This window comes from Amycolatopsis sp. N2S4-7 (assembly GCF_058119595.1).
On the sequence record NZ_CP172299.1, the window covers coordinates 8,888,904 to 8,909,380 of the forward strand.

Annotated in this window: 18 protein-coding genes; 8 read left to right on the forward strand and 10 right to left on the reverse strand. The window is 72.2% G+C overall.

The window, feature by feature from the left end; translation table 11 throughout:
• Window positions 1-19: 19 nt before the first annotated feature.
• The 3 genes from ACH54P_RS41875 to ACH54P_RS41885 form a co-directional block, all read right to left on the reverse strand.
• Window positions 20-1,351, reverse strand: coding sequence for a copper resistance CopC/CopD family protein (locus ACH54P_RS41875; RefSeq protein ID WP_489908842.1), 1,332 nt, complete (start codon window positions 1,349-1,351; stop codon window positions 20-22).
• Complete coding sequence (locus ACH54P_RS41880; RefSeq protein WP_489908843.1) at window positions 1,348-1,920, reverse strand: hypothetical protein; 573 nt, start codon at window positions 1,918-1,920, stop codon at window positions 1,348-1,350. The genes ACH54P_RS41875 and ACH54P_RS41880 overlap by 4 nt, the downstream gene beginning before the upstream one ends.
• A 175-nt stretch (window positions 1,921-2,095) precedes the next feature.
• Entirely contained in the window at window positions 2,096-2,785 is a 690-nt protein-coding gene (locus ACH54P_RS41885) for a winged helix-turn-helix transcriptional regulator (RefSeq protein WP_410642144.1), read from the reverse strand.
• A gap of 300 nt (window positions 2,786-3,085) precedes the next feature.
• Here ACH54P_RS41885 and ACH54P_RS41890 point away from each other — a divergent pair, with 300 nt between their 5' ends.
• The 3 genes from ACH54P_RS41890 (at window position 3,086) to ACH54P_RS41900 (ending at window position 8,237) form a co-directional block, all read left to right on the forward strand.
• Window positions 3,086-5,356 (forward strand): TOMM precursor leader peptide-binding protein, encoded by a 2,271-nt coding sequence (locus ACH54P_RS41890; protein ID WP_489916944.1) that lies wholly within the window; start codon window positions 3,086-3,088, stop codon window positions 5,354-5,356.
• 50 nt (window positions 5,357-5,406) lie between these two features.
• Window positions 5,407-6,846: a SagB/ThcOx family dehydrogenase gene (locus tag ACH54P_RS41895; RefSeq protein WP_489908844.1), complete on the forward strand. Its 1,440-nt coding sequence runs from the start codon at window positions 5,407-5,409 to the stop codon at window positions 6,844-6,846.
• Between the two features lie 122 nt (window positions 6,847-6,968).
• Window positions 6,969-8,237, forward strand: coding sequence for a sensor histidine kinase (locus ACH54P_RS41900; RefSeq protein ID WP_489908845.1), 1,269 nt, complete (start codon window positions 6,969-6,971; stop codon window positions 8,235-8,237).
• On the opposite strand, the gene ACH54P_RS41905 is transcribed toward ACH54P_RS41900, so the two are convergent.
• Together ACH54P_RS41905 and ACH54P_RS41910 are read right to left on the reverse strand one after the other, a co-directional pair.
• Entirely contained in the window at window positions 8,206-8,811 is a 606-nt protein-coding gene (locus ACH54P_RS41905; protein ID WP_489908846.1) for a response regulator transcription factor, read from the reverse strand. The genes ACH54P_RS41900 and ACH54P_RS41905 overlap by 32 nt on opposite strands.
• 251 nt (window positions 8,812-9,062) lie before the next feature.
• Window positions 9,063-9,812, reverse strand: a complete 750-nt coding sequence (locus ACH54P_RS41910; RefSeq protein WP_489908847.1) for a helix-turn-helix domain-containing protein — start codon at window positions 9,810-9,812, stop codon at window positions 9,063-9,065.
• A 479-nt stretch (window positions 9,813-10,291) separates the two neighbouring features.
• Here ACH54P_RS41910 and ACH54P_RS41915 point away from each other — a divergent pair, with 479 nt between their 5' ends.
• Together ACH54P_RS41915 and ACH54P_RS41920 are read left to right on the forward strand one after the other, a co-directional pair.
• The gene (locus ACH54P_RS41915; RefSeq protein WP_489908848.1) at window positions 10,292-10,483 is read left to right on the forward strand and encodes a hypothetical protein; all 192 of its coding nucleotides are present in this window, start codon (window positions 10,292-10,294) and stop codon (window positions 10,481-10,483) included.
• A 318-nt stretch (window positions 10,484-10,801) separates the two neighbouring features.
• Window positions 10,802-11,407 (forward strand): response regulator transcription factor, encoded by a 606-nt coding sequence (locus ACH54P_RS41920; protein WP_489908849.1) that lies wholly within the window; start codon window positions 10,802-10,804, stop codon window positions 11,405-11,407.
• A 321-nt stretch (window positions 11,408-11,728) separates the two neighbouring features.
• Here ACH54P_RS41920 and ACH54P_RS41925 read toward each other — a convergent pair whose 3' ends face one another.
• Window positions 11,729-14,092, reverse strand: coding sequence for a sensor histidine kinase (locus ACH54P_RS41925; RefSeq protein WP_489908850.1), 2,364 nt, complete (start codon window positions 14,090-14,092; stop codon window positions 11,729-11,731).
• Between the two features lie 175 nt (window positions 14,093-14,267).
• Window positions 14,268-14,774: a DUF899 family protein gene (locus ACH54P_RS41930; protein WP_489908851.1), complete on the reverse strand. Its 507-nt coding sequence runs from the start codon at window positions 14,772-14,774 to the stop codon at window positions 14,268-14,270.
• A 531-nt stretch (window positions 14,775-15,305) separates the two neighbouring features.
• Between ACH54P_RS41930 and ACH54P_RS41935 the strand changes: the two genes are divergently transcribed.
• Window positions 15,306-15,926, forward strand: a complete 621-nt coding sequence (locus ACH54P_RS41935; RefSeq protein WP_489908852.1) for an L-threonylcarbamoyladenylate synthase — start codon at window positions 15,306-15,308, stop codon at window positions 15,924-15,926.
• Between the two features lie 4 nt (window positions 15,927-15,930).
• Here the strand turns inward: ACH54P_RS41935 and ACH54P_RS41940 are convergent, their stop codons facing one another.
• Entirely contained in the window at window positions 15,931-16,632 is a 702-nt protein-coding gene (locus ACH54P_RS41940) for a maleylpyruvate isomerase family mycothiol-dependent enzyme (RefSeq protein WP_489908853.1), read from the reverse strand.
• Between the two features lie 135 nt (window positions 16,633-16,767).
• On the opposite strand from ACH54P_RS41940, the gene ACH54P_RS41945 reads away from it, so the two are divergent.
• Both ACH54P_RS41945 and ACH54P_RS41950 read left to right on the forward strand, forming a co-directional pair.
• Window positions 16,768-17,154, forward strand: a complete 387-nt coding sequence (locus tag ACH54P_RS41945; protein ID WP_489908854.1) for a YciI family protein — start codon at window positions 16,768-16,770, stop codon at window positions 17,152-17,154.
• Window positions 17,151-18,392: an RNA polymerase sigma factor gene (locus ACH54P_RS41950; RefSeq protein ID WP_489908855.1), complete on the forward strand. Its 1,242-nt coding sequence runs from the start codon at window positions 17,151-17,153 to the stop codon at window positions 18,390-18,392. Before ACH54P_RS41945 ends, ACH54P_RS41950 begins: the two co-directional genes overlap by 4 nt.
• A gap of 129 nt (window positions 18,393-18,521) precedes the next feature.
• Here the strand turns inward: ACH54P_RS41950 and ACH54P_RS41955 are convergent, their stop codons facing one another.
• Window positions 18,522-19,217 carry a winged helix-turn-helix transcriptional regulator gene (locus tag ACH54P_RS41955; protein ID WP_489908856.1) on the reverse strand — a complete coding sequence of 232 codons (696 nt, stop codon included), beginning with the start codon at window positions 19,215-19,217 and terminating at the stop codon, window positions 18,522-18,524.
• A gap of 31 nt (window positions 19,218-19,248) precedes the next feature.
• A complete protein-coding gene (locus ACH54P_RS41960) occupies window positions 19,249-20,085 on the reverse strand; it encodes an AfsR/SARP family transcriptional regulator (protein ID WP_489908857.1) in 837 nt (278 codons plus the stop codon).
• Between the last annotated feature and the right edge of the window lie 392 nt (window positions 20,086-20,477).

Genomic DNA, 20,477 nt, shown 5'->3' on the forward strand with positions numbered 1-20,477 from the left:
AGCCAGGACACCTCCGGACTCACCCTCCCGGCGGGGTCACCGTCAGCATCGCCGCCAACGCCAGCACCACCACGCCGAGCAGCACCTCCACCCCGACCGCGAGCCGCAGTTTGCGCAGGTCGGCGGTCACCGTGGCCGTGCCGCCCGCGGCGGCCGATCCGGTCGTGCCCCGCCGCACCGCGCGGCGCGAGCGGCTCGCCACCGCCAGCAGCACCGCGAACCCGGCGATCTTCAGCAGCAGGATCAGCCCGAACCGGGTCGTCCACAGCGTCGACAGCGACGGCATGATCCGCAGGGCCAGCACGGCGCCGCTGAGGGCGATCGCCGTCACCGAACCCGCCGCGAGGCCGGAGAAGCGGGTGGCCGCGGGGGCCGGGTCTTCGCCGCCGGCCGGGCGGTACAGGCACAGGGCCAGCTGGACCAGGCCGCCCGCCCAGACGGCGATCGCGCCGAAGTGCACGAGGTCCGCCGTGACCGAGACGAACATGATCGGGTCGGTGACCGGGTGGCCGGTGGCCGAGAACGTCAGCAGCACGAGGAACCCCGTCACCATGGCCAGGTTCTCGTAGCGGGACCGCAGGCGGTCCGGCTGGTCCGGCCGCAGCAGCCGGGGCAGCACCACGAGCAGCGCGGCCACGGCGGCCAGCCGCAGCAGCAGCAGCTTCCCGTAGGCGACGCGCAGGGTATCGGCCAGCAGCCCGGGGTCGAAGACGGCGCCGAGGCCCCGCCCGGCCGCGTACGGGCCCTGCAGCACGAACGCCGCCACGGTGGTCGCCGCGACCAGGCCGGCCCCCGCGTGGAGCAGCCGCCGGGCCCGGCGGTCGGTGCGGGCGGCCGGGCGGCACAGCACGACGAACGCCAGCCCGCCGAGCAGCACGACGCCGAGGTAGGCCAGCCAGCGCACGGCCGTCGACACGGCGTCGACGCCCGCGTCCGTGCCGGTGGCCGCGGACACCGCGCCGGCGGAGGTCACCAGCGGACCGTTGCCGACCACGAAGGCGACGGTGCCGCGCACGGGGTGCGAGTCGGCCGAGACGAAGGCGTATTCGACGAGGTAGCTGCCGTCCGGCAGGTCCGGCTTCAGCCGCACCGCGACCTGCTCGGCGACGTCGCCGGGCTGGAACACCGGCCCGGAGTCGACCTGCCTGCCCCCGAGGTCGACGACCTTGATCGACCCCGGCTGGATCCCGACGTTCTCCGAGAGGGTGACCGACACCAGGGACGGCGCCGCGCTCAGGCGGGCGCCGTCCCCGGGGGTCGACGAGATGATCTCGACGTGCGCGGAGGCGGGAGTCGCGCCGAGCACCAGCCAGCCGATCAGGAAGGCCAGCAGGGCCAGCGCGCGCTTCACGCCGCGAGCGCGGGCTGCTTCGGCTGACCGCAAAGGCACTGGGTCAGCTCCCGCTCGGCGGCCGAGGCACGCCGGTGCAGGACGACGGCGACGATCATCGGGATGGTGACGATCGTGTTGTAGAACAGGTGCAGCTCCACCCGCGGGACCAGCAGCTGGATGATGCTGGTGGGCACCTTCTGCCCGGCCAGGCGCCAGCCGCTCTGCGCCTGGATGAACAGCAGCAGGTGCTCGATGTGGTGCCAGAACTGGATGCCCAGCGCGAGGTTCCACCACTGGCGCGAGCGCCCGGCGAAGCCGTGCCGCAGGACCCACAGGAACACCAGCATCACCAGGGCGTAGCCGTAGTGCAGCCACTCCTGCGAGATCAGCCACGGGAACGGCAGACCGAGCACGCCGCGGGCGCGGGACGTCGGCCAGCCGAAGCCGTAGATCTGGACGGCCTGGACGATGTGCTCGGCCCAGTGGGCGATCACGATGATCATGAACACGGCGAGCGCCCGGTGGTGGTTCCTGCTGTTCAGGTTCCCCAGAAAGCCGGACGGCCGAGCGAGTTCGGACGTCGACATGCGTACCCCTCTGTGCGGATTGCGGAAAACGGCGGGTTCGTCGACCTTAACCGCCGGATACGTCCGGTCCGTTACTCCGGATTGCCGATCCTGTGCGGCTGTCCGGCATTCGGCGAAGGGGCCGGCACCTGTCCGCGAGACAGGTGCCGGCCCCTTCGCCGTGCCGGAGGAGAGGTCAGTGGAAGGCGAGGCCGTCCGGCAGCTCCGGCTTCGGCGGGATGCGGAACAGCTTCGTGAACAGCTCGAGGTGCGCGAAGTCCCCTTCGATGCGCACCCGGCCCGTCGCCATCGCCTCGGACGCGGTGAGCTGGCCGTTCACCAGGTCGATCAGCTCGGGGCCCTGCGGCTCGATGACCAGGTCGGCCGCCGGGTGGTCGCCCGAGCCGACCTTCAGGGTCCCGTCGTCGATCATCGCGTGGATGATCAGCGAGTCGTGGTGGCGCAGCACGTAGGTGACGTGCACGCCGGCCGCGGCCTCCTGCTGGAACGTCGTGTAGAGCGAAAGGATGGCGGCGTCGTTGGTGAAGACCTCGTCGTCCTTCGGGTGCCCCAGCGACCGCGCCCCCCACAGCCCGAGGTCGAGCAGGATGTGGTCGAGCTCGCTGCCGTACTCGGTGAGCTCGTAGACGAGGCTCGCGTCCAGCTGCGGCAGCACCCGGCGGCGGATCACGCCGGCCTGCTCGAGCTCGTTGAGCCGGGAGGACAGGATGCTGGCCGGGATGCGCGGCAGGCCACGCTGCAGGTCGGTGTAGCGCTTCGGGCCGAGCACGAGGTCGCGGATGACGAGCATGGACCACCGCTCCCCGACGATCTCGAGAGCGCGCGCCAGGCCGCAGAACTGTCCGTAGGTGCGAGTGGTCGTCATACTCGATCCTCACTTGTGGGTCTCTGTCGAACGGGCCGGGGCGGAGCCCGCGGGCGCAGTGCCCTCGCGAACCAGGTTGACGAACCACGGGTGGCGGCGACCAGTGCGAAGTGCACCCGTCGCACATGCGTTTCACGCGAACGGACATGCGTTTCGCATATGGCGTTCGGTGCGCGGCGCACTGGCCGCAGGTCCGGGCACCGGAGAAGAATCCGGGTTCTCGGATCGCGCGCACGGGAAACAGGAGTGCAGATGAGTGGATCAGCCGTGCAACCCGCGCCGCAGCGGTCACGCTCCACGATGACGCCGGCCGCCGGCACTCCCGTCCTCGCCTTCAAGAGGCACCTGCGCGCCGAGGTCCACGCCGGCAAGGGCGCCTACCTCTTCTCCGAACAGGGTGTCATCGCGATGCGCGGGGCGCGCATCGAGTCGCTCGCCCCGCTGCTCGACGGCACCCGCGAACTCGCCGAGGTGCTCCGGGCCCGGCCGGCCGGGATGGCTCCCGAGGAGGTGGCGGCCATCCTGGCCCAGCTGATGGAGGCGGGTCTGGTGTCGGTCCGCCCGGCGCCCGAACCCGCGGTCGACGAGCGGGAGCTGGCCTACTGGGACGCGTGCGGCATCGACACGGCCTCGGTCACCTCGCGGGTCACCCGCCCCGGGGTCCGGCTGGTCGCCGTCGGTGAGGACGTCGACACCGGCGTCGTCGAGCGGGCGCTGGCCGACGCGGGCCTGGAGGTCGCCCCGGCCGGGACGGCGGCCGACGCGGCGGACCTGAGCATCGTGCTGTGCACCGACTACCTCGACCCGCGGCTGGGCGAGCTCGACGCCGAGCACCGGCGGACCGGGCGCCCGTGGCTGCTGGCCCGGCCGTTCGCCGCGCAGGTGTGGATCGGGCCGGTGCTGCGGCCCGGCGAATCCGCCTGCTGGCACTGCCTGACCAACCGGCTGTGGGGACACCGGCACGCGGAGGCGTGCGCCCAGGAGCTGCTCGGCCACGAAGGCCCGGCGCGCCGTCCCGCCGCCGCGCTGCCGTCGCTGACCGCCGCCGCGGCGCACCTGATCGCGCTCGAGGCGAGCAAGTGGCTGGCCGGCTACCGGCACAGCGGCCAGCAGAGCGTGTGGGTGCTCGACACGCTCGACCTGCAGGGCAAGCGGCACGAGCTGCGCCGGCGGCCGCAGTGCCCCGGCTGCGGGGACACCGCGATGGTGGCCGCGCAGGCCGCGCGCCCGGTCCGGCTCGCGCCGGCCCGCAAGACCACCTCCACCGGGGGCGGGCACCGCACCGCGACGCCGGCGGAGACGCTCGAGCGGTACCGGCACCTGGTCAGCCCGGTCACCGGGATCATCAAGGAGATCCGGCGCGACCCGGCGGCGCCGCCGTTCGTCAACTCCTACCGGTCCGGGTTCAACGTGGCCCGCGGGATGACCGGCGTGGCCGGGATGCAGGCCGGGCTGCGCGCCGAAAACGGCGGCAAGGGGGTCAGCCCGATCGACGCCGAGGTCGGCGCCCTCTGCGAGGCCGCGGAACGCTTCTCCGGCAACTACCAGGGCGACGAGCTGCGCATCCGGGCGTCGTTCGAGGAGCTCGGCGAGGAGGCCGTGCACCCCAACGACTGCATGCTCTTCGCCGAGCGCCAGTACCGCGAGCGGGCCGAGTGGAACGCCGCGCACGGCCTCTTCCAGCACGTCGCCGACCGGTTCGACCCGGCCGCCGCGATCGACTGGACCCCCGTGTGGTCCCTGGCCGGCCGCCGCCGGCTGCTGCCCACCGGGTACCTGTACTACGGGGTGCCCGCCACCTGCGGGATCCGGGGCCTGCAGGCGGACTCCAACGGCGCGGCGGCCGGCAGCAGCCTCGAGGACGCCGTCCTGCAGGGCACGCTCGAACTCGTCGAGCGCGACGCCGTCGCGCTCTGGTGGTACAACCGCACGCCGGTGGCCGGGCTCGACCTCGGGTCCTTCGGTGACAGCTGGCTGGAGGAGATGGTCGGCCACTACGCCGGGCTGGGCCGGGAGCTGTGGGCCCTCGACGTGACGTCCGACCTCGGCGTCCCGGTGTTCGTCGCCGTGTCGCGCCGCACCGACGGGCCCCACGAGCACATCATGTTCGGCTTCGGCGCCCACCTCGACCCGCGGATCGCCCTGCGGCGCGCGGTGACCGAGCTGAACCAGATGATCCCGGACCTGCTCGAGCGGGGGCACGACGTCGACGATCCGGACGCGGCCCGGTGGCTGGAGTACGCGACCGTGGCCAGCCAGCCCTACCTGCGCCCCGTCGCCGGGGAGCGGACGCGGACCGCGGCCGACTTCGGCTTCGTCCATCGTGCGGACGTGCGCGACGACGTCGAGGCGCTGGCCCGGACGCTGGCGGCCGCGGGCAGTGAGCTGCTCGTGCTCGACCAGACCCGGCCCGACGTCGGAGTTCCGGTCGTCAAGGTGCTGGCACCCGGGCTCCGGCCCTTCTGGGCCCGGTACGCGCCCGGCCGGCTGTTCGACGTCCCGGTGCGCCTGGGCAGGCTCGCCGCACCGACGCCCTACGAGCGGCTCAATCCGTTCCCCATGTTCCTCTAGCACACTGCGTGCATCGAACGGCGTTTTCGTCGTGGGTATAGGAGTTTGCGTTGGCTGCCGAGAGCCCGCAAGGGCACGCCGAAACGATCCGGCTGTGGTCGTTGACCGAAGACACGTTGATCGAGGCGGGTGACGACGGGTCCCTCGTCGCGATCACCTGGTGGGGCGAGTACGACTTCCCCGGTACGGCCGACGGTGTCCGCGAATCGCTCGGCAGGCTCGCGCTCGGGCCGGTGTCGATGGCGAACCTGGCGGTCTCGGGCCACGCCGGCGGCGACGCCTGGCGAAGTTCCCTGCGCAAGATCCTCACCCGGCTCTCCGGGTCGGTGGTGCACTCCCTCGCATTGAACGACGGCCGCGGGCCGGTGCTCTCGGCGATCCCGGTGACGCAGTTCCCGGTCTTCCCCGACGGGCCGCTGCCGCCCGGCCGGCAGGTCCGGCTGTCCCGGTTCACCGCCTTGCGGGCCGACGAAGGCGCGCTGCTGGCCGAGTCGCCGGGCGCGCGGTACAAGGTCGCGCTCCTCCGGCCGCCCGCGATGCTCATCGCGTCCTCGCTGGCTTCCCCGGTCACGGTCGAGCAGCTGGCCGCGGCCACCGGGGTGGCCGAGGCGGTGGTCGCCGACGTGGTCGAGTTCCTCGTCGCCGCCGGGGTCGTGCTCCTGGGCGACGCCGAAGGCCGCTTCACCGAGCACGGCGACCCCGAGATGGCGATCTGGTCGCACGACGACCTGATGTTCCACGCGCGCAGCCGCACCTGGCAGAAGGGCGCGCCGCCGGACCCCGGCACCGGCCGGGCGGGCGCCGAGCCGCCGGTGGTCAAGCAGGTCACCGCCGGACCCACGTTCCCGTTGCACCGGCCGGCTCCGCCGGTCCTCGAAGCCCGCGACCCGTCGCTGACGACGCTGCTGGAGAGCGATCACACCTGCCCGGAGTTCAGCGAACGGGCCCTCTCGGCGCGGCAGATCGGCGAGTTCCTGTTCCGCGCCGCGCGGGTCCGGTCGGTCGGACCGGCCCACCTGCCCGGCGGGCCGTCCCACGAGGCGTCGCAGCGGCCCTACTTCAGCGTCGCCTGCCTGTACGAGCTGGAGATCTACGTCGGCATCAACCGCTGCACCGATCTCGCGCCCGGCATCTACCACTACGACCCGCTGTGGCACACGCTCACGCTGATCAACGACGACGCGGCGGTCCTGGACAACCTGCTGGACATGGCGATGATCGCCGCGGGCAGCCACCGCCGCCCGTCGGCCCTGCTGACCATGACGGCGCGGATGTCCCGGATCGCCTGGGTGCTCGGCGGCGCGGCCTACGCCACGACCCTGCTGCACGTGGGCGCCCTGCAGCAGGTGTTCTACCTCGCCGCGAAGGCGATGGGGCTGGCGGCGCACGCCGTGCCGGTCGACTCCGGCGACCGCGTCGACCGGGCGCTCAAGCTGGAGTGGCCCGCCGAGGTCAGCGTCGGCGAGTGCGTCCTGGATTTCCCGGAGTAGGCGCACGGCCCGGAAAATCCCCCGTGGCGGCGACCCGGATTCTCAGGAACGGCTGTTAGATTGCAGTTCTGGGGAACCTGGGCGCATTCTGGGGAGGCGCTGCGGTGATCGCTACTGTAAGAGTGCCTGAAGCAAGACTCCGATCGCAGTATTGGGGACGCGCGAAAGGAGCAACGCGGGCGAGGTCCGGTCCGGACGTCGCGGACCGGCTGCCCGGCAAGGCCTTTCCCGCCCGGCTCGTCTACACCGTGCACGCCGGCGTCTGCCTCGGCATCGGCGTGCTCGGCCTGCTGGGGCCGTTGCGGGAGGTCCGGTCCTGGCCCGTCTCGCTCGCCGCGTGCGGCTACGCCGTGGCCCTCATCGCCGTGCACCTGGTCGGGTTCGGCTACGGGCGCATCAGGTTCCGCGGGCCCGTGCTGGCCCTGCAGGCGGTGCTGGGGCTGTTGCCGGTGCTGCAGCTGGGTGTCGCGTGGAGCGTGCTCAGCAGCTTCTTCGTGGGCAGCGTGCTGCTGGTGGCCAAGCCGGTGGTGTCGGTGCCGGTCCTCGTGTTCGTCTCGACCGGGGTCGGGCTCCTGTCCGCCCGGGCCGGCACGGTGTCCATTGCGGACGGTCTGCACGGCGCGGCGCTCACCGCGGTCGCCGCGGTGGCCGTGTTCGGCCTGGCCTGGTTCGTCCGCCTGGCCGCCGAACGCGAAGACGGCCGCCGTGAGCTGACCACCCGGGTGGTCGCCGAGGAACGGATGCGGTTCTGCCGGGACACCCACGACCTGCTCGGGCTGAGCCTGTCCGCCATCACCCTCAAGGTCGAGGTGATCCGGCGGCTGGTCGACGCCCAGCCCGCCCAGGCCCAGCAGGAGCTCACCGAGCTGGTGACCATGTCCCGCAAGGCGCTCGCGGACGTGCGCTCGGTGGCGGCCGGGCAGCGGGAGGTCTCCCTGGCGGACGAGTGCCGGGCCGCGGCCGCGGTGCTGGTCTCGGCCGGGGTCACCGTGCAGTTCGACCCGGACCTGCCCGAGCAGCTCCCCGAGGCGGTGGCCACGACGTTCGCCACGATGCTGCGGGAGAGCGTCACCAACGTCGTGCGGCACAGCAAGGCGTCGTGGTGCGAGTTCGGCATCGGCGTGGCCCGGGGCAAGGCGTGGCTGCGGGTGGCGAACGACGGTGTCGTGCCGGGCGGAACGCCGGACTGCGGGGAGGAGCACGGCTGGGGACTGCGGAACCTGGCGCACCGGGTGAGCCTGCTCGGCGGGGACCTGACGGCCGGGGTGCGGCCCGGCGGCGAGCACGTCCTGTGCGCCACCGTCCCGCTGGCCCCGTTCCCGGACCGCGGTCAGCTGCCGGGACCGGCCCCGGGGCGGCTCAAAGCCATTCCGCGTCGGTGGCGATCCTGATCGCGTGCACCCGGTTGCGGGCGTTGAGCTTCGTGACGGACGCGGCGAGGTAGTTGCGGACCGTCCCGGGGGACAGGAAGAGGTCCGCCGCGATGTCGGCGACGTTGCGCCCGCGCGCGGCGAGGGCGAGGATCTCCAGCTCGCGCGGGGTGAGCGGGCAGTCGTCGGCCTCCCAGGCGGACAGCGCGAGCTCGCTGTCGATCACCCGTCTGCCGATCGCGACCGACCGCACCGCGTTGGCGAGCTTGTCCGACGGCGCGTCCTTGAGCAGGAAGCCGTTGACCTTGGCGTCCAGCGCGCGGCGGACCGTGCCGGGGCGGCCGAGGCTCGTCAGGATCAGCGTGTGGCAGCTCGGCAGGTGTTCGTGGATTTCGGCGGCGGCGGTCAGCCCGTCCTTGCCCGGCAGGTCGATGTCGATGACGGCGACGTCGGGCCGGGTGGACTTGGCCGCGGGCAGGATCTCGTCGCCGGAGTCCACCTCGGCGACAACCTCGATGTCGGATTCGAGACTCAGCAAGGCGACGAGGGCGCCGCGGACCATGTCCATGTCTTCGGCCAGCAGAACCCTGATCACGTCGTTCCCTCGCTTCCCCCAGTCGAGCTTCCCCCGCGAGGAATTGTACGCCATTGGGTGATCCTGCCGGAGGATTCGCCGGTCCCGCGGAACGACCGGCACCCCGTGAATCGCTTCCCATTCCGTTCGCGACCGCAGAACGGCCGTCGCGAACCCGGAATGGACCCGGTGTGACCGGCCCGCGCGGGAATCCCCATTCCCGCCCGCGCCGGCGCCGGCGGGCGTCCCTCCCCGGGACGCCCGCCGGGTGCTCAGACCGCGACCGGGCGGCGGGCCGCGGCGTGGCGCAGGTCGGGCAGCGCCAGCAGGACCGGCGGGTCGAAGCCGTGCCGCGGCCGCAGCCGGACGTCGACCAGGCTCGCGGCGACCCCTCGGTGCACCGTCACGGGCCCGGACAAGCCGGTCAGCGGCCGCGGGCCGCGGTCGTCCTGCGGGCAGGACCCGTAGGCGTGGGCGATGACGTACCAGGAGCCGAGCGGCACGTCGGTCAGCGCGTACTGGCCCGCGCCCGGCACGATCGCGAACCGGGCGGGTGCGCCCTCGGCGATCTTGGCCGGGAAGAGGCCGACGAACACCGGCCCGGTGTCGCCGCCCGGCGGCCGCCAGACGTGGCCGCGCACGGTCCCGTCGGACCCCGCCTGACCGGCGCGTTCGCCGATCCGCGGGGACGTCCCGCGCAGCTGCCGGTACCCCGTGGGGGAGAAGCCGACGCTGCCGCTGAACCGGGCGCTGAACGTGCCCACGCTGTTGTAACCGACCTGGTGGCTGATGTCCGCCACCGAGATGTCCGTGGTCACGAGCAGCCGTTTCGCTTCCGCGAGCCGCAGCGCCGAGAGGAACCGCCCCGGCGAGAGCCCGGTCACCCGCAGGAAGACCCGGGTGAAGTGGAACTTGCTGAACATCGCGGCCCGGGCCAGGTCGTCGATGGTGAGCCGGTCGCCCAGGTTGTCCCGCATGGTCATGATGGCGCGTGCCACGGCCTGCCGCACGATCTCGTCCATGGTGGCCGTCCCTCCAGTCGCCGGGCCGGCCGATCCGCGTTCCCCTGCGAACGTGATCGGCAACGGCAATTTGGTATGGCTGAACTGTAGGTCTCCTGCCGTCTACTTCTTAAGTGCTCAGTGCACCGTTCCGAATGGATTTCACATACCGCGGACATGCGTTTTGCATATGCCCGGGAGGACGTTCTGCACATCCTCGCGAAAGATGTGTAGGACGGGCCCCGAACGGGCATGCATCGGAGTGACGGCGAGCGAATCCTCTCGCTGAGCGCGCCCGCTCGACCTCGTATCGTGACGAAAACTCACCCGATCGGTCGAGTAATCAGGGCTTGATGCTCCATCCGGATGTGGCGGAGAGACTACCCGGAGCAGCCATAAAGCACGGTGCCCCGATGATGCGGACACTGGCTCCGGAGAGTGCGTCGGCGGAACATTTGTGGCACGTGAAGCACCAAATCTTCGCCACTGGGGAGCATCAAATGTCTGCACACTTCTCTGCCGATGTCCGCGTCCTTTTCGCCGAACTGGGCGTCGAGGTTGAAAATGTCCGAGCTTTCGAATCCGATCTCGTGATCGACAGATTCGATCAGCGTTCCGGTGGCGCCGTCATCCGCGCCTCGGTGCCCACCTGTCTCGTCCAGGTCGCGGGTGGTATGGACCTGGCGGCCTAACTGGTTTGGACCAGTATTCGTGCTGGTCCGACCCCCTTGTGAGCCGGTCATCGGGGTGCTGGACGCGCCCGGGTGGCCGGCTTCCTCGCGTCTCGCCGCCCACTGGCCGCAGTGATCCGGAAAATTTCTCACGGGTGGGTTAACGCGGATTTGCCTTACGACCGGTAGTCGTCCGGATGCGCATGGCGGTGTACTCCATGAGTTTTGCGTCCGTGCCCCTCGAGCGTTTTTCGTGGAGACCCCGATCGGCGCAACCGGGACCTTCGCGGAAATGTTTAACTGGGGGTTCTGGGGAGTTCGTTAAGGCGGAGGCGCCTCGTGATCAAAGTTCTCGTTGCCGAAGACATGCACATCGTCCGAGGCGCGCTGGTGGCTCTGCTGCGGCTGGAGCCCGACATCGACGTCGTCGCGGAGGTGGCGTCCGGGCCGGAGATCCTGCCCGCGGCCCGGTCCGCGGGGGCGGACGTGGCGATCATCGACATCGACCTGCCGGGCAAGGACGGCCTCACCGCGGCCGGTGAGCTGCACGAGCAGCTGCCGGGGTGCCGGACCCTGATCCTGACCAGCCTGGGGCGTCCCGGGACGCTCAGGCGGGCGCTGGACGCCAAGGTGAGCGGGTTCCTGCTCAAGGACGCGCCGCCGGACAAGCTGGCCAACGCCGTGCGCGGCGTGGTGGCCGGCCGCCGGATGGTCGACGGCGACCTCGCGCTGGCGGCGTGGGACAGCGTGGACTGCCCGCTGACGGTCCGCGAGCTCGACGTGCTGCGCCTGACGTCGCAGGGCTACGGCACGGTCGAGGTGGCGGCGCGGCTCTACCTGTCGGCGGGCACGGTGCGGAACTACCTCACGACGGTGGTGGCCAAGCTGGGGGCCCGCAACCGGGTGGACGCGATCCGGATCGCCCGCGATTCCGGCTGGTTGTGACCGCCGGGTGGCCGCTACCGCGCTGAGCCGGTAGCGGCCACCTGGGGAGGGTTTCCGGCTCTCGAGGCCGAGATCGCGCGCGGAGCCGGTCGCGGCCGCTGAGGGCGGCTTCTTTGCGACGATTGCCGGGCGCCCGCCGTGCGCCGGCCGGGGAAAGGCTCCAGGGCGGCGAGTTCGCGGCCGCTCTGCGTTCGCCGCCGGGCGGGAATACCCGGCTCTCAGACCGGGACCACCGCGCGAAGCCGGGTAGAGGCGCGGGGAGGGTTTCGGTGCGGCGATTGCCCGATTCCGTGCCCGCCGCGGGTTCGCGCTGCCCGGCTCTCAGACCGGGACCACCGCGCGGAGCCGGAAGCGGCCGTCGTCGGCTACTTCTGCCGTCAGCTCGCCGCCCAGGTCGGTGACCCGGTGCGTCAAGTTCCCGATGCCGCTGCCCGGGGTCGTCCCGCCGGGTTTTCCGTTGCCGTTGCCGTCCGGGTTCGCGGGGTGGCCCGAGGGGCGGCCGGCCCCGTTGACGCCGTCGTTGACGATTTCGAGCGCCACTCCGCCGTCCGTGCGGCGCATGGCGATTTCGCACGTTTCGACGCTGCTGTGCCGGAGCACGTTGGTGACGCCCTCGCGCAGCACCACCGCCAGCACCGTGCGCACCGGGACCGGCAGCTCGTCCTGGAGCATCTCCATCCGGACCCGGACGTCGGCCGCCGCCAGCACCGAGCGGGCCGACCGGGACTCGCTGTCCAGGGACAGCTCGCGGTACCCGCTGGCCACCGACCGGACGTCGGTGAGCGCCTGGCGGGTCAGGCCGAGGATCTCGACCAGCTCGTCGGTCGCGCGGTCGCGGTCCAGTGGCAGCACCCGGGCCGTGAGCTCGCTCTTCAGCGCGATCGCCGAGAGGCTCATCCCCAGCAGGTCGTGCAGGTCCCTGGCGAACCGAAGCCGCTCTTCGGCGACGGCCATCTCGGCCAGCCGGCGCCGGCTGTGGTCCAGCTCGGCCGCCAGCCGGACGAGCCAGAGCATCCCGAACACGATCAGGCCGGTGATCACCGTGCCGGCGGAGAACAGGACCGCGTACAGCGTGTCCTGCCCCGCCTGCCCGGCGATGTACTGCAGCCAGAGGTAGACGCCGGTGTTCGCGGCGAACAGCAGCCAGCCCGCGGCCGGCGGCAGGACCAGCAGCCCGCAGCCCATGAGCAGGGACGGCATGCTCACCCAGTCGTGCTGCAGCGGCAGCAGCGGGAGGTAGATCAGGCAGGCCTGGACGAACAGCATCGCGATGCTCTGCCCCGAGCGCAGCCGCGTGGCCGGCCGGTTGAAGTAGGCGAACTGCAGGGTCAGCAGGGCCGCCACCGACCCGACGACCAGCGCGATGTGCCAGGGATTGGTGGTCAGCAGCAGCTCGTGCAGCACGGCCGCCAGGCCGAGCAGGCCGAAGGTCACCGGCAGGAGCAGGCGGATCCGCCGCGACTCGGCGTGGGCCTGCTCGCTTTCGTCCGTCGCGGCCACCGGGTCGGCCTGGTCGGGGAGCGGGAGCTCGACCCGCAGCCGGAACCGCCCGTCGTCGCCGAGCCCGGTGCTCACCTCGCCGCCCAGCGCGGCGACCTCGCCGGGGAGCCGGGCGAGCAGGTCGGAGCCGTCCGGGACCTGGTCGGGGTCGACGCCGTCGTTGACGATCGCCATGCTCACCCGGTCGTGCTGACGGCGGACCTCGATCTCGCAGTGCTCGACGTCGCTGTGGCGCAGGACGTTCGTGACGCCTTCGCGCAGCACCTTCGCCAGCAGCGTGCGGGCCTGGACCGGCAGTTCGGCCTGGTCGAGGTGGACCCGCACGGCGATGTCGGACGCCGTGAGCAGCGACTGCGCGGTGCGGAACTCCTTCTCCAGGGACAGCTCGCGGTAGCCGTGCGACACCGCCCGGACGTCGGACAGCGTGCGCTGCGCGATGGCGGTCATCTCGGCGAGTTCGGCCCGGGCCGAACTCGCCGACTTGCGCAGCAGGCGGTGCACCAGTTCACCCTTGAGGGCGATGGCGGACAGGCTGATGCCGAGCAGGTCGTGCAGGTCCCTGGCGAAGGCCAGGCGCTGCTCGGCGACCGCCCGCTGGGCCAGCTCGGTGCGGGCCCGGTGCAGCTCGCGGATCATCCGGGCCAGCTGGGTGAGCAGGTAGAACGACAGGCTGTAGAAGGCCACGCCCTCGAGCGTGTAGACCGCCAGGAGGGGCGGGTCGTACACCAGCTCGATCCAGAGCACGCCCCCGAGGTTGAGCGCGAACAACGGCCACGCGAGCCGCGGCTGCAGGACCAGCAGCACCGCGCCGCCGAAGAACACCGGCATCGCCGACCACATGGCGTCGAACGTCAGCACCGGCACGTAGCCCAGCACCGCCAGGACGACCAGGAAGAGCCGGCTGGCCGGGGAGTCGAGCTGGACCGAGGGTCTGCTGAAGTGGAGCAGCTGGATCGCCAGGAGCACCGCGACCGTGCCGATCACGTAGCCGACCTGCAGCGGGCTGATCGGCAGCGGCAGCAGCGTGGCGAGGAGGACGAACCCGAAGCCCGCGACAACCACGGTGATCATCGCCGCCGCCAGGTAGGCCGCCAGCTTCGGGCGCCGGTCGACGACGCTCGTGCCGCGGGGTTCGGTGACGGCGTTCAGAGCACCGGTTCTGCTCGGCGCGGCTCCCGGAGACATCGGTGACGGTCCTCCGGCGGGTCGGCGGCTCCCCGGGCCGGCAGCGCGGTCCGGGCTGAACTCGATCTGCATGCTTCGGTCGATCCTAACTCATGTCGGCGGCCCGTCGTTACGGCGAAGAGTGGCCGCACCGCGGGATTTCCCGCCCGGACCGGCCTACTGGTCCAATACTGGTTCAGTCCAGGAGCCCGCCGGCGAGGCGGGCGAAATCCAGGTACGGCACGGCGATCGACCCCAGGTGCCGCACGAACCGGCCGTCCCGGCGGAAAAAACTCAACCCGGGCGTGTCGGCCTGCTCGTCGCGGCCGGTGCCCGCCAGGTACCCGGTCGCCGGGAAGTCGGCGCCGAACCCGTTGCCCACGGCGGAATACGCCGGCAGGTCCCGTCCGAAGTGGCGGCCGTACTGCGCCAACTTCGCATATGGTGTGTAAGAAACGACCACCAGCCGCGTGCCGGTCGCGTGCAGGGCGTCGGCGATCTCGCCGGCGGGCACGGCGGCGCCGGGCAGGCCGAGGTCCGGCATCCGGTGGTGCACCGCGAGCCGGTGGTGCCCGGCGAACAGCCCGGCCAGCGTGACGCGGCCGGCCGGCCCGACGAACTCGTACGCCGAGGCGGGCACGGCTCGCGGCCGCGGCGGCTTCGGTCCGGTGCGGGTGAGATCGGGCAGCACCAGCTGGGTCATGATCGCCTCCTGGGTGACAGCGCCTGTGTGCACCCCGCGGATTCTCCGCCCGCGAACGGGGTGCGTCACCCGTTCGACGGCGATCGCGGCAAGGTGGAAGACGCCGGCGGCCGCCGGGGACGCTCTCGGAGCGGCGATCGCCGGGTTCCGCGGTCGGCGTGCGTTCGAAGCCGGGGAAGGATGCCTCAGGGCTGGGATCACCGCGCGGCCGTGGGCCGCCGGGGAGGGTTGCCGGGCTCTCGGGGTGGGGATTACTGCGCGGCCCGGGGGGCCGCCGGGGTGGGTTGCCGGGCTCTCGGGGTCGGGATTACTGCGCGGCCCGGGGGCCGCCGGGGAGGGTTGCCGGGCTCTCGGGGTCGGGATTACCGCGCGGCTGTGGGCCGCCGGGGAGGGCCTGCCGGGCTCTCAGGGCTGGGATCACCGCGCGGCCCGGGGACCGCCGAGGTGGGCTGCCGGGCTCTCAAGGCCGGGATTACCGCGCGGCCCGTGGGCCGCCGGGCGCCGGGGAGGGCCGGGGCCTAGGCTCGCGGCATGGCGAGGTACTTCGACGTGCACCCCGACAACCCCCAGCGGCGTGCCGTCGGCCAGGTCGCCGAGCTCGTGCGGCAGGACGGCCTGATCGCGTACCCGACGGACTCCTGCTACGCGCTGGGCTGCCGGCTGGACAACCAGGACGGTCTCGAGCGGATCCGCTCGATCCGCAAGCTCGACCGGCGCCACCACTTCACGCTGGTCTGCCAGGACTTCGCGCAGCTCGGCCAGTTCGTCATCGTGGACAACGCCGTGTTCCGCGCGATCAAGGCGGCCACGCCGGGCAGCTACACGTTCATCCTGCCGGCCACCAAGGAGGTGCCGCGGCGGCTGATGCACGAGAAGAAGAAGACCGTGGGCGTGCGCATCCCCGCCCACGTCGTCACGCAGGCGCTGCTGGCGGAGCTCGGCGAGCCGCTCGTGTCGAGCACCCTGCTGCTGCCGGGCGTGGCCGAGCCGCTCACCCAGGGCTGGGAGATCAAGGAAGAGCTCGACCACGCCGTCGACGCGGTCGTCGACTCCGGGGACTGCGGCACCGAGCCGACCACGGTGGTCGACTTCTCCTCGGGCGAAGCGGAAATCGTCCGCCGCGGCGCCGGCGACCCGGACCGCTTCGCCTGATCCTTCAGTCCACTTCGGACGTCCAGAGTGGATCCCGGCGCACCTGTGCCAGGCCCAGCCAGCGGGTGGCTTCGCCGCCGGTGGCGGTGATCGCCAGCTCGGTGAGCGGGCGGCGGCCGGTGAACAGCAGGCAGAAGTCCACGGCCGGGCCGCGGACCCGGTCCGGTGCCTCCGCCGGCCCGAACTCCCAGCGGGCGCCCGATGGCGCGGTGAACTCGAACCGGAACGGCCCGGCGGGCGGGGCACCGTGGCCGGCGTAGGCGGCGTCCCGGGTGCGGACGCCGTAGTAGGCGACGTGCCCGACACTGTCGTTGCGCTCGAGGCGCACGCCGACGGCGTCCGCGATGTCCTGGCCGCGGGCGAACAGCGCGGTCAGCAGGGCCGCGGCGAGCACCGAGGGCCGCATCGCCCCGCCGGGCCACGGGATGTCCTCGGTCGCGGTGGCCAGCAGGTCGGTGGCCTTGCGGTGTTCCGAAAGCCAGGCGACCACGGCGTCGCCGAGCATGCCCGAGTTCGTGATCCGGGGCGCGACAGCGCTTTCTTCGCCCTCGACGCCCAGCACGATCCGGCGGGCGACGACCGTCAGCTCGGCCAGGTGGGCGGTGATCGCCCGGCCGACGGGCAGCATCACCGCCCCCTCGTGGTCGCGGATCAGGTCCGCGAGGATGTCCGCCTCGGAGGCGAGGTCGGCGTGCACGTCTTGCATGGGGGTGTCCTCCGGACGGTTGGTGCCGAGGCGTAGATGCTGCTCCTGTGACACGGCCGCCGACCACTCGTGGATTGCGGTACCGGATCGGCTATGTTCGCCGGCAGGCCGTTGGCGAGCGCGGGGAGGCGGAAAATGAAGTACCTGCTGGCGATGTACATGAACCCGGACGTCTGGGACGGGCTGACCGACCAGGACCGGGACGAGGTGATGACCGGGCACGGCGAGTTCATCCGCCGGATCCGCGAGTCCGGCGAGATGATCAGCACCCAGGCGCTCGGCAGCCCGGCCGACAGCGCGGTGGTCCGGGTCGCGGGGGGCGTGCCCGCCGTCACCGACGGTCCGTTCGTCGAGTCCAAGGAGTTCCTGGCGGGGTACTACCTGGTCGAGTGCGCGAGCCGGGAACGGGCCTGCGAAGTGGCCGCGATGATCCCGGACGCGAAGATCGAGGGGCTCGGCATCGAGGTCCGCCCGGTGGTGTTCTTCGCCGACGCGGAGACCGAGTCCGAGTTCACCGGGTGAGCTCGCCGGCCGCGGTCGGCGAGCTCCTCCGGCCGCTCGTCCCGCGGGTGCTCGGCGTCCTCGTGCGCCGCTACGGCCAGTTCGACGCCTGCGAAGACGCCGTGCAGGAGGCGCTGATCGCCGCTTCGGCGCAGTGGCCGGCCGAAGGGGTGCCGGACCACCCGCAGAGCTGGCTCGTCACCGTCGCCGCGCGCCGGCTGACCGACCACTGGCGCAGCGAAAGCGCCCGCCGTCGCCGGGAAGAGTCCGTCGCGGTGCGGGAACCGGCGGACGCCACCGCGGTGGCCGGCCCCGGCGAGGAGCGGCCGTCCGATCGGGACGACACGCTGACGCTGCTGTTCCTCTGCTGCCACCCCGCCGTTTCCGAGCCGTCGCAGGTGGCGCTGACCCTGCGCGCGGTCGGCGGCCTCACGACCGCGCAGATCGCCAAGGCGTTCCTGGTCCCGGAAGCGACGATGACCCGGCGCATCACCCGCGCCAAGGAGAGCATCGCGGCCGCGGGTTCGACGTTCGGCGAACCGGCGCCCGCGGAGTACGCCGAGCGGCTGCGGGTGGTGCTGCAGGTGCTGTACCTGATCTTCAACGAGGGGTACACCGCGACCTCCGGCACCGATCTGCAGGTGCCCGAGCTCGCGCACGAGGCGATCCGGCTGACCCGGGCGGTGCGCGCGCTGCGGCCCGGTGACGGCGAAGTCGCCGGCCTGCTCGCGCTCATGCTGCTCACCGACGCCCGCCGGCCCGCCCGCACCGGTCCCGGCGGGACCCTGGTGCCGCTGGCCGAGCAGGACCGCGAGCGCTGGGACCGGTCGATGATCGCGGAGGGCGCCGCGCTGATCGGCGCAACGCTCGGCCGCGGCCCCGTCGGGGTGTACCAGGTCCAGGCGGCGATCGCGGCCCTGCACGACGAGGCGCCGAGCACGGAGACGACCGACTGGGTGCAGATCGCGCAGCTTTACGAGGTCCTGCAGGAGCTGGCGCCCAGCCCGGTGGTGACCCTGAACCGGGCGATCGCGGTGGCGATGGTCGACGGCCCGGCCCGCGGCCTGGAGCTGCTGGACACGATCGCCGGCGACAGCCGGATGAAGCAGAGCCACCGCCTCGACGCGGTCCGCGCGCACCTGCTGGAGCGGGCGGGCGAGGTGGCGGCGGCCCGGGAGCACTACCGCCGGGCCGCGCGGCTGACGGCGAGCGTGCCGGAGCGGCGGTACCTCGAAGAGCAGGCCGAGCGGCTCGAGTGAGGGGTCTTGTCCTCGGGCGGCGCGGGAGCACGACAGGCGCCGCGGCTTCGCACCGCGGGCGCGTGTGAGCGCACCGGAACGAGCCGGAGGGACCGGAAGTCCCGCCGGCTCGCCGGAGTGCGTCCGTCCTCAGTGGAGGGTGACGCCGTCCTGGATCTCCGGGGCCGCCGTCAGGCGGAACAGGCGCGTGAACAGCTCGAGGTCGCGCAGGTCGCCGTCGATCGACACCTTGCCCGTGCGGACCGCCTCCGCCGGGCTGACCTGGCCGCCGATCACGTCCAGGAGGGCCGCGCCCTGGCTGGAGCGGATGATCAGGTCGGCGTCGGGGTAGCGGCCCTCGGAGACCTTGAGCGCCCCGTCGTCGACCATCGCGTGCAGGATCATCGAGTCGTGGTACTGCAGCTCGAACGTCACCTGGACGCCGGCCGCGGCTTCGCTCTGGAACGTCGTGTACAGCGAAAGGATCGCCGCGTCCAGGGTGAAGACGTCGTCCGGGCCGGGGTGGCTCAGCGACCGGGCGCCCCACAGGCCGAGGTCGAGCAGGATGTGGTCGAGTTCGCTGCCGTACTCGGTCAGCTCGTACACCAGACCGGCGTCGAGGTCCGGGCGGATGCGGCGGCGGATGACGCCCGTCTCCTCCATCTCGTTGAGCCGCGCCGAAAGGATGCTCGGCGGGATCTTCGGCAGGCCGGCCTGCAGCTCGGTGTAGCGCTTCGGGCCGAGCACCAGGTCGCGCACGATGAGCAGGGCCCAGCGTTCACCGACGAGCTCCATGGCGCGGGCCAGCCCGCAGAACTGGCCGTAGGTGCGGGTGCGTGCGGTCATTGATCCTCACTTCTGTCGTGCGGTGGACGCGTCAGTGGTGGTCGCCTTCGGAGATGAGGTCGCGGTGGAGCAGCTGCAGCTCGTCACACGGCTCGACGCCGAGTTCTTCGCTCAGCCGCTTGCGCATGCTGCGGTAGACGGCCATCGCGTCGGACCGGCGTCCGCTGCGGCCCAAGGCCCGCATCAGCTGCCCGTGCAACGCCTCGTCGAGGGGGTTCCCCGCGGTCAGCGACCGCAGTTCCCCGATCAGTTCGCGGTGACGCCCGCTGGTGATCTCGGCCTCGATGAGCATGTGGAGGGTGTTGCGGCGCTGCTCCAGCAGCTCCATCGTGTACGGTGCCAGTACCGGTCCACAGTGGACGTTGGCCAGCGGCGGGCCGGACCAGAGGTCCAGGGCCGCGCGGAAGCGGAGCGCCGCGGCCGCGTGGTCGTTCTGGCGCAGCAGGTCCTGGCCCTCCTGCTGGAGCCGGCCGAAGCGGAAGACGTCGACCTGCGCCGGGTCGATCCGGAAGATGTAGCCCGGTGCCCGGGTGGCGAGCATCGCCTCGGCGCTTTCGGCGAGGCTGTTCTGCTCGATGCACCGCCGCAGGTGGTAGATGTAGGTGTGCAGCGTGGTCCGGACCGTCCGGGGCGGGTCGCTCGCCCACAGCTCCTGCGTGATCGAGTCGACGTGCACCATCTTGCCGGGCCGCATCACGAGCAGGGCCAGCAGCTGCAGGATCTTCGGTGTGGTGGGCGCGTAGTCGACGCCGTCGCGCAGCACGCTCAGCGGGCCGAGGACGGTGAACTGGACCACACGTTCGGGTGGTTCGACCGGCCGTTGAGTCACGCCGACCAGTCCGTCCGATAGCTTCTTTTCGGAGTACATGCCGGGCGCCTCCAGTGTTCCTGCTCCGATGTCTCGAGCTCCCCAGTGCAGCCTCGCCGGGTCGTGGTGGCCGACCCCGGGCTGTCCACTGTCGAATGTGACAGAGCGGCGGGGCACCAGCCAGTGAGCCGTCCACCAGAGTCAAGATGTGTTTCGCTCGGCGGTCCCGTGGATTCCGCACGGTTCGCGCCCCCGCCGCGAACCTCCCCGGGCCGGCCGGCCCGGGCAAACCCCAGGTCCCGATCATCCCCGCGGCCGGGTGACGGGGATCCGCGACGGCTATCACCCGCCGTATCCGAGCGTCTGTCAGATCGGGCCCGTGCGAAGTGCACGCCACGGGCGTGCGTTCCGCACGCCGGGGACAGGAGGCGCGCACGGGCGTTGTTCCCAGG